Annotated in this window: 8 protein-coding genes; 3 read left to right on the forward strand and 5 right to left on the reverse strand. The window is 72.2% G+C overall.

Translation table 11 applies throughout. The features are described 5' to 3' along the window. From ACFXB5_RS25255 to ACFXB5_RS25265, 3 genes are all read left to right on the forward strand, one after another. Positions 1-1155, forward strand: a complete 1155-nt coding sequence (locus tag ACFXB5_RS25255; protein WP_385211739.1) for an MAB_1171c family putative transporter — start codon at positions 1-3, stop codon at positions 1153-1155. Positions 1156-1534: 379 nt separating this feature from the next. Continuing rightward, a complete protein-coding gene (locus ACFXB5_RS25260; RefSeq protein ID WP_385211741.1) occupies positions 1535-1975 on the forward strand; it encodes a helix-turn-helix domain-containing protein in 441 nt (146 codons plus the stop codon). A gap of 13 nt (positions 1976-1988) precedes the next feature. Further along, complete coding sequence (locus tag ACFXB5_RS25265) at positions 1989-2558, forward strand: toxin (RefSeq protein ID WP_385211743.1); 570 nt, start codon at positions 1989-1991, stop codon at positions 2556-2558. A 22-nt stretch (positions 2559-2580) separates the two neighbouring features. Here ACFXB5_RS25265 and ACFXB5_RS25270 read toward each other — a convergent pair whose 3' ends face one another. The 5 genes from ACFXB5_RS25270 to ACFXB5_RS25290 all read right to left on the reverse strand — a co-directional run bounded on the left by ACFXB5_RS25270 (position 2581) and on the right by ACFXB5_RS25290 (position 12159). Then, positions 2581-5973 carry an aminotransferase class I/II-fold pyridoxal phosphate-dependent enzyme gene (locus tag ACFXB5_RS25270; RefSeq protein WP_385211774.1) on the reverse strand — a complete coding sequence of 1131 codons (3393 nt, stop codon included), beginning with the start codon at positions 5971-5973 and terminating at the stop codon, positions 2581-2583. Between the two features lie 71 nt (positions 5974-6044). Further along, positions 6045-6986, reverse strand: a complete 942-nt coding sequence (locus ACFXB5_RS25275) for an NAD-dependent epimerase/dehydratase family protein (protein WP_385211744.1) — start codon at positions 6984-6986, stop codon at positions 6045-6047. 57 nt (positions 6987-7043) lie between these two features. Beyond that, positions 7044-8639: an amidase family protein gene (locus ACFXB5_RS25280; protein ID WP_385211746.1), complete on the reverse strand. Its 1596-nt coding sequence runs from the start codon at positions 8637-8639 to the stop codon at positions 7044-7046. Between the two features lie 791 nt (positions 8640-9430). Continuing rightward, positions 9431-10816 (reverse strand): cytochrome P450, encoded by a 1386-nt coding sequence (locus tag ACFXB5_RS25285; protein ID WP_385211748.1) that lies wholly within the window; start codon positions 10814-10816, stop codon positions 9431-9433. Positions 10817-11004: 188 nt separating this feature from the next. Beyond that, positions 11005-12159: an ABC transporter substrate-binding protein gene (locus tag ACFXB5_RS25290; RefSeq protein WP_385211750.1), complete on the reverse strand. Its 1155-nt coding sequence runs from the start codon at positions 12157-12159 to the stop codon at positions 11005-11007. Between the last annotated feature and the right edge of the window lie 6 nt (positions 12160-12165).

Raw genomic sequence — 12165 nt, forward strand, 5'->3', positions numbered from 1 at the left:
GTGAACACCATCAAGACTCTCTGCTTCGTCATCGCGGCGCTGTCGTCGTACGCGGCGCTCGTCTACCGGCTGTTCCAGGTCAGACGCGGCTGGCGGGACAGCGCCTACCGCACGCTGTTAGTCACCCTGCTGCTGCAGTGCCTCACCTTCACGATGGGTGCCGTCGCCATGGGGAGCGAGCGCTTCCTGGGCGTCGGCAACCTCGCGATCCTGGTGATGCACCTGTCGGCGGTCGCCTTCTGCGTCAGCGCCCAGATCATCCTGCTGCGCTGGGCGACCGGCGCCGAGGAGTCGGGGCGCAAGGCCCGCTACTGGCTGATCACCGGAATCGCCCTCAACGCGCTTCTTACGGCGCTCTTCTTCATCGCCGACGGCCCGGGCCGACCGGCCGAGGACTTCAACACCGGCAGCGGCCAGCCGCTGGTCCTCACCTACCTCCTGGTCTTCATGGTCTCCCAGGCGGTTCCGTGCGTCACGATCCTGCGCCAGTGCGGTCCCTACGCCCGTATGACGAGCAAGACCTCGCTGCGGCAGGCCCTGCGGCTGCTCTCCGTCGCCGCGGTGATCCTCTTCCTGTACTGCCTGGCCCGGGTGGTCAACGTCGTCACGGCCGCGTGCGGGCTCGACATCGGCGCCTGGACCCTGGCCGCCTCCGTCTTCAGCGCGCTGGGCATCCTCACCCTCTCGCTCGCCCTGACGATCTCCTCCTGGGGGTCGTCGGCCACCAAGCTGCTGGAGTGGGCGCGCGGCTACCGGTCCTACCGGGCCCTGTATCCGCTGTGGCGGGATCTGTACGAGTCCTCGCCGGACATCGTCCTGGAGCCGCCCGGGGCCGCGGTCTCCGACCTCAACTACCGGCTGCACCGGAGGGTGATCGAAATACGGGACGGATGGCGGGAGTTGCGCCCCTACATCGACCGCACCACGAACGGCGACGCCGGGGCGGGCCCCAGGGGGAGCGAGGAGGCCCGGCAGGCGTTCGCCGAGGCGGCTCAGATCAGGCGGGCCCTGCACGCCAAGCGCACCGGCACCATTCCCGACGACAACGCGGACACCGGCGACTTCGGGGACCGCGACACGGACAACTTCACCGCCGAGGTCGTCTGGCTCACCAAGGTGGCCTCCGCCTACCGGCGGCTCGGCAAGGCGCGCTGAACGGCCGCGCAGCGCGCTGAGGGACCGTAGGCGCGCTCGCGCTGAGGGCGCTGAGGACTGAGAGAGGATCCCGCCCGGTCTGCCCCCGTCAGGCCGAGCGGGACTTCCCCCGTGATTCCCCCGTGTGCCCCCGTTTCCTTCTTCCGAGCCGAGTGGGTGGCCCCACTCGGTCCGGCCCGGACCCGGCCCCGGAAGGCCGGGCCGGACCAGGCCGATGGAGCTGGTAACCAACTCGGCCACCCCCGTGAGCGGAGTTAGCTATCAGCTATCGGCGAGGTCCACGGTGGCGGAGTTGCGCCCGATTGTCAACTGACCGCTAATCTGCGAAACTGACGATTAGCCGGGGGCAAAGCCGAGGAGGTGAGGGAGGGAGATTCGCATGTCCGAGACTGACGACCGGCCCATGCTGGCAGTGCGTCTGGACAACCTCTTCAAGACGGTTCGTCCCAAGGGCAAGCACTGGACCAACGCCGAGGTGGCGGAGGAGCTCAAGCGGGCCAACCCCGAATTGAAGGTCGGGGGTGTGTATCTGTCGCAGTTGCGGACGGGCAAGCGCTCCAATCCCTCACCGGACCTGCTGGCCGCCCTGGCACGCTTCTTCGGCGTGTCGGTGGCCTACTTCTTCGACGACCAGGTCGCCGAGTCGGTGCTCAGCGAGATCGCCGCCATCGAGGCGCTGCGCCAGGCCGGGGTCCGCGCCGTGGCGATGCGCGCGGCGGGGATGAAGAAGGAGAACCTCGCGGCCATCACGACCATCATGGATCAGTACCGGCAGCTCCAGGGTCTTCCGCCGGTCACCGACGCCTCGGATGCGGAATGAGGGGTGCGGCTGGGTGAGGGGCGCCAACAGGGGACGGTCGGCCGATCACGACCGCCGCAGTCAGCTCAAGAAGCTCCGGAAGGCCGGTGCGCGGCGGATCGCCGACCTCGGCCTGCCGGAGGTGGCCGATGTGGACGAGCTCTGCCGCCATCTCGGCGAGGTCCGCGGCCGCCCGATCACGCTGGTCCCGATGCCGATGCCGGCGACGCACCCCTGCGGCATGTGGGTCGCCGCCCGCGACGAGGACCTCATTTTCTATGACGCCAACACGACCAGCGCGCATCAGGAGCACATCATCTTGCACGAGCTGGGCCACATCATCTGCTGCCATCGCGGGGCGGGTTGGCTGGACGAGGCGAGCGCCCGCCTCCTCTTCCCCAACCTCGACCCCGACCTCGTGCGTGACATGCTCCTGCGCGCGACCTACGACGACGTCCAGGAGCAGGAAGCGGAGATCATCGCCTATCTGCTCTCCCAACGGGTGGGCGGCACCGCGGAGCGGCATGGCGCCTCCACGGCAGGGGACGCCGGGGCGACCGGGAGGGACGCCATGCTCAGCCGGATCGAACGCACCCTGATCTGAGGTTGATCCGACGGTGCCTCACTCATCCCCCGGTGGCCGCCACCTCCTCGGCCAGGATCGCCACGGTGCGCCGGATGTCGTCCTCGCGGTGCTCGCTGGTGACGAAGAACCGCAGCCTGGCGAGCCCCTCCTCCACGGCGGGGTGGAAGATCGGATCGGCGATCACACCGCGGTCGAACAGCCGGTCCGCGATGTGCAGGGTTCTCGCCGAGTCGCCGAGGAGACACGGCACGATCGGGGTGTGGGCGCTGGTGCCCGTCGCCAGACCGGCCGCGCCGGCCAGGCCGAGGAAGAGCTCCGCGTTGCGCCGCAGCGCGCGCACCCGGTGGGGCTCGGCGACGATCAGCTCGGTGGCGGCCAGCGCCGCGGCCGCGTTGGCCGGGGTCAGGCCGACGCTGTAGACGAAGCCCGGCAGCGTGTGCCGCAGCCACCGCACCATCCGGGCCGAGCCGCCGAGATAGCCCCCGCAGCTGGCGAACGTCTTGGACAGGGTGCCCATCCACAGGTCCACATCGGTCCGGTCGACACCGAAGAACTCGCCGACGCCACCGCCGCGTTGGCCCACGGTGCCGATGCTGTGCGCCTCGTCGACCATCAGCAGGGCGCCGTAGCGCCGCTTCAGCTCGATCACGGCGGGCAGGTCCACCAGGTCGCCGTCCATGCTGTAGGCGCCCTCGACGACGATCAGCACTCGTCGGAACCGGGACCGGTTGCGCCGCAGCGTGTCCTCCAGCGCGCCGATGTCGTTGTGGGCGAACGGGCGCCGTGCCGCCCCGGACAGCGCGCAGCCCTGGAGGATGCTGTCGTGGGCGAGCGCGTCGTGCACCACCAGGTCCCGCGCCCCGACGAGGTGCCCGATCGCGGTGACGTTGGTGGCATGGCCGCTCACCAGCGCCAGGCAGTCCGCGGTGCCGAGGAAGTCGGCCAGCGCTCGCTCCAGCCGTACGGTCAGGTCCCGTTCGCCGGAGAGCACCCGGCTCGCCGAGACCGAGGTCCCGTACCGGTCCACCGCCTGGTGCACGGCCTCGTTGACCGCCGGATGGCCGGAGAGCCCCAGGTAGTTGTAGCTGCCGAAGGACAGATACGGCCGTTCGTCGATCATGGTCGTATCGCGGATGGTGCCCTGGTGGACGCGGAAGTACGGGAAGTCCGCGCCGCTGCCCGTGATCGTGCTCAGGCGCTCCTCGAACTGCCGCACCTCGGGGAAGTCATCGGCGCACGCGGTCGCCGCGTCCCAGTCCCCCCGTGTCTCCCGGGGCGGTGGCTCACCGAGGACGGGCTCCCCGGTGAGATGCGGATCGACCAGCCCGACCAGCCGTTCCACGGTGAGGTCGGGCGAGAAGATCTCCTCGGTGCGGAATCCCGGTATCCGTTTGCCGATGTTGACCTCGAGCTCCTGGAGCATCAGGGAGTCGAAGCCGAGGTCGGTCACCAGCTCCATCCGCTCGGCCAGATCGGCGAGCGGGAAGACACCGGTCCGCGACAGCTCTTCGAGCACGATGGTCGCGGCGGACCCTCCCCCGGCCCGCGCGTCCACCGGCCCGGTCCGGCCCTCCCCCACTGCCGCGAGGGTGGGCGGGGCCTCCTCGGGGGCGCGCGCCGACTCGTCCACCGCCCAGTGGTGGCGCGGGGCGAGCGGGCTCGGTGGCAGGGTGCAGGGCGGTATGTGCTCCATCACGGGGCGGAGCCCCGCGCCGGTGACCGCCCGCTCGGCGAGCCGGGCCAGCGCGGCCGAGCGTTCCTCGGCGGGCAGCGAGCCCGGCGTGGGCACGGCGACCTCCGGCTGCTCACCGGGTGGCACCGTGCCGGCCATCTGCCCCGGCCCGAGCTGCCCGGCGCGGCCGGCCGCCACGGCCTCGGCGGCGGTGGTCAGCTTGGTGATGGCGTCGGCGGTGTCCTCGGCCACCAGAGCGAGGCGTTCGGCGAGCGGAGCCCGTCGGGCCAGGGTGTCCGCCACCCCGGCCAGCGGCGGCCGGTCCTCGGCGAGGGTGTCGGCCAGCTCCCGGGCGTAACGGACCAGCCCGGCCCGGTCGCGGGCGCTGAGCACCAGCAGCCTCGGCCCCTCGTCCGGCGCCGGACGGGCCGGGGCGGTGGCGCACTCCTCGACCACCAGATGGACACCGGTGCCGCCGAAGCCGAAGGCGCTCACCCCGGCCCGGCGCGGCTGCCCGGACTCCGGCCATACGGTCGGCTTCGTCGGAATGGTCAGCCGCGCGGCGTCGAGCCCGGAGCGGTCGGCGAGGTCGAACTCCGGCTGTGGCGGTATCACTCCCCGGTGCACGGCCAGCACGGTCTTGACGAGCCCGGCCATCCCGGCGGCGTTGAGCGCGTGTCCGACCACCGCCTTCACCGCGCCGAGGAAGGCGGGCGCACCCCGCTCGCCCCGCAGTTCGCCCAGGACGCCAACCTCGACCGGATCGCCGACGGTGGTCCCGGTGCCGTGCGCCTCGAGGTAGCCCACCGCGTCCGGGGTCAGATCGGCGTCGCGGTAGGCCCGGCGCAGGGCCCTGAGCTGACCGGCCGCCTGGGGGTGCATTCCGCCCTGTACGGTCCCGTCGTTGGCCGTGCCCACGCCCCGTATCACCGCGTAGACCCGGTCGCCCGCGGCCAGCGCGTCGGCCAGGGGGCGCAGCGCCAGGACCCCGGCGCCCTCCCCCAGGACGAAGCCATCGGCCTCCGCGCCGAACGGCAGGCATCTGCCGCTGCGCGAGATGGCGCCGATCCGGCACAGCCCCACCAGCAGATCGGGGGCGAGGATCAGCTGGGCGCCGCCCGCGAGGGCGATGCGGCAGCGGCCCGCGCGCAGTGCGAACACGGCGTTGGCCACGGCCATGAGGCCACCGGAGCACGCCGAGTCCAGCGCATAGCTCTCGCCGTGCAGATCGAAGACCGAACTGACGGTGTTCGGCCCCATGTTGAGCAGGAGCCCGGCCACGGACGAGCCGTGCAGCCCGTCCACCGCGCGGACCGTCTCCGGCCACTGGGGATCGGTGGCCCGCGCCCCGAACTCACCGCCGGTCAGCTGGCGCATCCGGATGCGCATGGTGGTGATCTCGCGATAGCCGCTCTCGGTGAGCGCCGTGATCACCGAGGTCTCCTCGCGGTCGAAGTCCTCGGCCTCCCATCCGGCGTCCTGGATGGCCTCACGGGTCAGGTCGATCAGCAGCCGCCCTTGCGGGTCCATCGATCTGGCCCGGCGTGGCGGGATGCCGTAGTGCGCCGCGTCGAAGTGGCCCACGTCCGGCAGCAGCGCCATAGTGTCCGTATAGGTCGAGGATGTGTCGCGTAAGTTGTCGCTGAGGAAGGTGGCGGTGCGCCATCTCGAGTCCGGGACGGTGGCGAACTGCGCCCTCGGTTCGTTGAGCAGCCGCCAGTACTGGTTGACGTTCCGCGCCCCCGGGAACCGGCAGGCCATTCCCACGATCGCGACGTCATCGCGCCGCGTTCCGCTTGCGCCCACTGTGGATTCCTTCGCTCTCACGGCCGTCACCCGGCGGTGGCCAGTCGCTCGCGCCACCACTCCACCGTCGCCTTGACCTGCTCGTCGACCGGGGTGGCGCGCACCGCGAACTCGGCTTCGTAGGCGCTCGCGTCCATGATGAAGGGCCGGTCGAACTGGTACCGGACCTCCTTCAGCTCGCGGAGCAGCGGGGAGACCAGCGACGCGAGTGCCAGCACGGCCGACGGCAGCCTGCGCACCGCGACCGGCCCGGCCTCCGCCTGCGTGGCGAGGCGGCCCACCATCTCCCGGGTGGACAGCGCGGGCGCCGTCGGCACGTGCCAGGCCCTCCCCCAGGCCCGCTCCTCGCCCGCCACCTCGGCCAGGGCGGCGGCCACGTCGGGGATATAGCTCCAGCTGTGCGGGGTGTCCGGGTCCCCGAGCGAGGAGACCGGCTTGCCGCGCAGCACACGTGGCATGACCCGCGCGGCCAGGTGCCCACCGTCGGTCACCCCGGGCCCGAAGAAGTCCGACGCCCGCATCTCGACCGCCTTGATACGGCCCCGCTCATGGAGGTCTCGCGCCTGCTCCCACGCGGCCGCGCGCACCCGTCCCTTGGTGCCGGTGGCGGCGAGCGGCAGCTCCTCGGTCATGGGGCCGTCCACCGGGCCGTACCCGTAGAGGTTGCCCAGCATGACCAGGACCGCCCCGGTGGCCTCGGCGGTCGCGCAGAGCGACGAGACCAGGGGCGGCCATTCACTCGCCCAGCGGTGGTAGGGCGGTGCGCCGCAGCCGTAGAGGGCGGCCGCGCCCCGCACGGCCTCGGTCAGTCGCTCGCTGTCCGTCGCGTCCAGCGCGACGTGCTCGATACCCGGTTCCGGGCTCCGGCCCGACCTGGTGATGACACGTACCGTATGGCCCCTTTCGGCGAGCAGCCGAGCAGTGGCCGCCCCCGCGGGCCCGAATCCTATGACGACATGAAGGTTCACTCGCGCACACTAGCGCGAGTATCCGTGGCTTTTGCGGCAGACGTTCCGATGGGCCGCTCACCGGGAGGCGCCGGCTCCCGCTGACGGCAGGTAGCGCGGCGCTCGCCAGGCGTGCAGCCGGCGCTCCACCGCGGCGCCCAGCGACAACAGCTCGGTGTCCTCGTGGTCACCGGCCATCAGGAGCACGCCCACGGGAAGCTCGTCCACGAACCCGGCGGGCACCGACAGGGACGGGTATCCGGCCACGGCCGCGGGGGTCGAGGACGGGATCACATCGTTGTCGCCGCGCGCGCAGTCGGTGGTCCAGGCGGGCGGGTTCGTCGGCGAGGCGATGGCGTCCAGGTGATGGGTGGCCATGGTCTCGTCGAGGGAACGCCGCGAGAGATCCTTCAACTCGGCGCGCACCGCCCGGTATTCGGGATCGGTGGTGGGAGGTGCGGCAAGCGCCCGCTCGAACAGCTCCTGGCCTGCGAAGCAGGTCTGCTCCGCAGGGTGTGCGCGGTTGAATTCGATCAGCTCGGCGAGGTCGCGCGGCCCCTTGCGGGTGGCGAGGTAGGCATCGACGTCCCGGTGGAACTCGCTCAGCAGCGCCGGGAATTCCAGCTCGGCCAGCCGGTCCTGGTACGGCGGTGTCACCTCGACGACCTCGGCTCCCGCCGTGCGCAGTCGCTGCGCGGTACGGGTCATCACGGCGTCCACCTCGGGCCCGAGCGAGGGCAGCCGCCACAGGCCGATGCGCTTGCCGCGCAGACCGGGCGTCTTCGGGAGGGCGGCGGGATCGCCGGGAAGTGCGGTGCCGCTGAGCACCGAGAAGGTGAGCGCGGTGTCGATCACATTGCGCGCCATCGGCCCCGCGGTGTCCTGCTCGGCGGAGATCGGGACCACGCCGGACTGGCTGACGAAACCGAGGCTGGGCTTGTGGCCGACCACCCCGTTCATCCCGGCCGGGCACACGATGGAGCCGTCGGTCTCGGTGCCGATCGCCACCTGCGCCAGCGACGCGGCGAGCGCGGCGCCCGAACCGGCGGACGAGCCGCAGGGATTGCGGTCCAGCACGTAGGGGTTGTTGGTCTGCCCGCCGACGGCGGACCACCCCGAAGTCGGCTTCGCGGCACGGAAGTTGGCCCACTCGGACAGGTTGGTCTTGCCGAGGATCACCGCCCCCGCGTGGCGCAGCCGTGTCACCAGGGCGGCGTCCGTGTCCGGCGGGCTTCCGGCCAGCGCCAGCGACCCGGCGGTCGTGGGCAGGTCGCGGGTGTTCACATTGTCCTTGAGGAGGACGGGGATGCCGTCGAGCGGGCCAAGGGTGTGGCCGCGCCGATGCCTGCCGTCGCTGGCGGCCGCCTGCCGCAGGGCGGTGGGGTCGGTGCGCAGCACCGCGTGGATCGTGGGGTCGATGGCCCTGATCCGCCGCAGATAGGTGGTGGTCAGGACCGAAGAGGTCAGCGAACCGTTCGCCATCCGCGCCTGGAGTTCCGGGATCGTCACCGTGTCGAGATCGACGCCGAGTTCGGCGGGGGAAGCGGCCGCCGATACTGGCGACGGAATGCCGTCGCCGGCATCGGCGGCCTCGGCCCGCGGTTGCGGTGCGCCCGCGCAGAGGGAGCCCACCACCAGGGCGGCGACCAGCATGGCAAGGCTCGGCTTCCTCATGACCCTCATGCTCCTCATGAGGGTCAGCGCACTACAGGCTGGCAGCCCGGCGCAAGGGCGTTACACGCCGAGCTTCGGGCGCGGACGCCGACGGGTGTCCGGCGGTTCTATCCCCTCCCCGCCCCTTCCCGCTACCAAGGGCTTCGCCCCTGGACCCCGGGGCCTGGGGCCCAGCCCCGGGTCCGGGGCCTGGGGCGCAGCCCCGGGTCCGAGGTCTGGGGCGCAGCCCCGGGTCCGGGCCCTGGGGGCGGAACCCCAGTCCGGGCCCCGGAGCACAGCCCCAGGTCCGGGCTCTGGAGCGCAGCCCCCGGGTCCGGGGTCCAGGGGCGAAGCCCCAGCTTCGGGGTCTGGAGCACAGCCCCAGTCCGGGCCCTGAGGGCGGAGCCCCGATCCGGGGTCTGGGGCGCAGCCCCGAGGTCCGGGCCCTGAGGGCGGAGCCCCGGGTCCGAGATCCAGGGACGAAGCCCCACCTTCGAGCCCTAGAGCACAGCCCCAGTCCAAGCCCTGGAGGCGGAACCCCAATCCGGGCCCCGGAGCACAACCCCGGGCCCGAGCCCTGGGGGCAGAGCCCCGGGTCCGAGATCCAGGGACGAAGCCCCACCTTCGAGCCCTGGAACACAACCCCGGGCCCGAGCCCTGGGGGCGGCCCCCAATCCGGGCTCCGGAGCACATCCCCGGGTCCGGGGTCCAGGGGTGGAGCCCCTGTTTCGGGGGCTGGGGCGGAGTCTCGGTTTCGGGAAGGGGCGGGGAGGGGAGCAGCTCGCCGCAGGCGTCAAGACTCGCCGGGCCCCCTATCCTCGGCGCAGGCTCGCGAGGAAGCGCCAGAGCGCGGAGCGGGGCCGTTCCGGCTCGGTGGGGGCGGGCGCCGTGGGCTCCGGTGGCGGGGCGGGCGCCGCGGCTCCGGCGGCCGGGGGCATCGGGGCCTGCCGGGTCCGCATCCGGTACCGGACCGGGAAGGACTTCAGGCCGCGTACGTGCGTGGACGAGCGCCACGGCAACTGGTCGACGGGCAGCCCCAGTTCGAAGTCACACCGTTCGAACAGCTTGCCCACCGCCGTGGTGACGACCATGTCGGCCAGCCCCCGGCCCGGGCACTGGTGCGCCCCCGCGCCCCACGCCAGATGGGCGCGCGAACTCACCGACGCGTCCTGGCTGCCGGGCGTGGCGAACATCGGGTCGCCGTGCGCGGCGGCGATCGAGGGCACCACCACATCGCCCGCGGCGAGCCGGAAGTCCCCCAGGTCGGTGTCGACCGCGGGGAAGCGGAAGGTGAGGTTGACCCACGGCGGCGAGGCGATGTGCACGCGGTTGACCAGCTCCTCGACCGGCCCCGCCATCAGTCCGGCCCGCGTCCCGGCCTCCCCGGCCAGCACCTCCAGCACGCTGTTGGTGATGGCGTGGCTGACCAGCTCCGACATGATGACGATGATCGCGTAGAGCTCCAGGCCGATCTGCTCCACCGTCAGCGGGGGCTCGATGGCGAGCAGCCGGGTGGTCAGGTCGTCACCGGGGTTCTGCCTCTTGTACGCCGCGAGTTCGGTCGTCGCGGCCACCAGCCGGCCCACGGCCGCGGCGGCGTCCGGGCCGCCGTCCACCATGCGCCAGGAGTCCATGAACACGTCGTCGCCCTGGTCGACCGGGAAGCCGAACAGCCGGTTGACGGCCATCAGCGGCAGCGCCCGCGCGAACTGCGCGCCCAGGTCCACCCATCCGCTGTCGCTGCCGTCCGCGAAGAAGGTGATCAGCTCGTCGGCGTGGCGGGAGACGGCGTTCGCCAGCTCCCAGGACTGGGGCGCTTCGGTGTCCTGGAAGGGGGCGAGTGCCTCCTCCACGGCGGCGCGTGTCGCCTTGTGCCGCTGGTCGTCCTGGACCAGCAGATGGCTGACCTGGTAGCCGGGCAGATGCGGCCAGTCGGCCGGCACCCGGCCCTCGCGCAGCCACCGCCAGTGCTGGACGTCCTTCTTCCATGCGCTCTCGTCGCGCAGCACCTCCCACACCTCGCGGTAGCCGAGCACCAGCCAGACCGGCACCCCGTGCAGATCGACGGGTGCCACCGGCCCGTACCGGGCCCGCAGGCGGGCGTAGACCGCGGCGGGCCGGGTCTCGAAGTCCCGTGTCATCAGCGGCTCGACCGCCAGGGACTCCAGCTCGGACGGCGCGGAGGCAGGCAAGTGCATTTCGATGTCCTTAGTGCGACAGCTGGGCCATTCCGGCCGGGCCGCGGGGTCCGTGTGGGGGGAAGCCACACGGCATGTGACGCGCGGCACGGAGCGAGAGTCGGCCCGCTACGGCGCAGGCCACACTAGCGGCCGTTCGGCGGGCTGAACAGCGTGGCCGTTCTCCGTGGTCCAGCGGATGGCGCGCGTCAGGGCTTGTGGCCGACCGCCTCCGCGTAGAACGATCGGTCCACGACCTTGTCCTCGGGCAGGGGGTCGCCCTCGACCACCCCGGCGGTGGCGTACGCCTTCTGCAGGCGGTCCACGGTGCCCGCGCGAATCTCCCAGTCCATGCGCAGCGACGGCACGGCGGCCAGGGTGTCCTGCTCGGTCTTGAGCGCGTCGCCGAGGTCGTCGAGGAATGCCTTGTCCTTCTTGTAGTCCCCGGCGAAGTAGGTGTTGACGGTGCGGATGTAGGCGCGCAGGAACGCCACCCCCGCGTCCGGGTCCCCGGTCAGCAGATCGGGTCCGAACAGCAGCCCGCCGAGCGGTTCGCCCCGCGGCTGACCGCCGAGGAAGGCGTAGCCCGCGTCGCCGTCCACCTGGCGCCACACCGGGTCGAGCAGCCAGGCCGCGTCCACTCCGCCGTTCTTCAGCGAGGCGAGGACCTCGGCCGGGCCGAGCTGCTGGAAGCGGACGCTGTCCACATCGGCCTTGTGTGCGGAGAGCACCTTCTCCATCGGGTACGTGATGACCGAGCCCTTGCCGATGAGGGTGCCGACCGTACGGTCCTTCAGGCTGACCCCGCCCGCCGTCTCCCCCGGCCGCAGCCTGGCCCAGAATCCGCTCCTGGAGCCGGGCGCGGGCGTGAAGTTGCCGGCGACCCAGCGAATGTCGAACCCCTGCCGGATGCCGTTGAGCACGGCGGCCTCCGGCGCCGCGTACTGGACGTCGATATCGCCCTTGGCGAGCAGCGGAAGCGCGTCCGGGGTGGGCAGCAGCTTCACTTCGACGTCGAGCTTCTCCTTGCTGAATTCGCCCTTCGCCACGCCGATCCGCAGGGGCGCCAGATACTCGGCGGTCAGCGTGGAGGCGGAGACGACGACCTTCGTCTTCTTCTTCAGCGGCTTCGGCGCGGGCGCGCCGGGTACGCACCGGGCGGGCCCGCGGGTGGCGGACATGTCGGAGGGGTCGGTCCAGCCCTTGGCGCAACCCGCGACGGGGGTGATCGGGCGGGGCTTGCCCCGCGTGTCCGGGCCCGCCGAGTCCGAGGTCTGTGCGTCGCAGGCGGCGAGGGAGCCGAGGACTCCCAACAGGGTCACGCCCGTGAGCAGGGCGCGGGCGAGGGAGGGTGTCCGTGCCATGGGTGC

It is taken from the genome of Streptomyces sp. NPDC059455, assembly GCF_042750115.1.
GTDB classification, from domain to species: Bacteria; Actinomycetota; Actinomycetes; order Streptomycetales; family Streptomycetaceae; genus Streptomyces; species Streptomyces endocoffeicus.

Bases quoted from the DNA above. Each gene is read 5' to 3' on its own strand.
- ACFXB5_RS25270 (WP_385211774.1), bottom strand. From the start codon at position 5,973: ATGGCCTGCCGGTTCCCGGGGGCGCGGAACGTCAACCAGTACTGGCGG.
- ACFXB5_RS25260 (WP_385211741.1), top strand. From the start codon at position 1,535: ATGTCCGAGACTGACGACCGGCCCATGCTGGCAGTGCGTCTGGACAAC.
- ACFXB5_RS25290 (WP_385211750.1), bottom strand. From the start codon at position 12,159: ATGGCACGGACACCCTCCCTCGCCCGCGCCCTGCTCACGGGCGTGACC.
- ACFXB5_RS25285 (WP_385211748.1), bottom strand. From the start codon at position 10,816: ATGCACTTGCCTGCCTCCGCGCCGTCCGAGCTGGAGTCCCTGGCGGTC.
- ACFXB5_RS25280 (WP_385211746.1), bottom strand. From the start codon at position 8,639: ATGAGGAAGCCGAGCCTTGCCATGCTGGTCGCCGCCCTGGTGGTGGGC.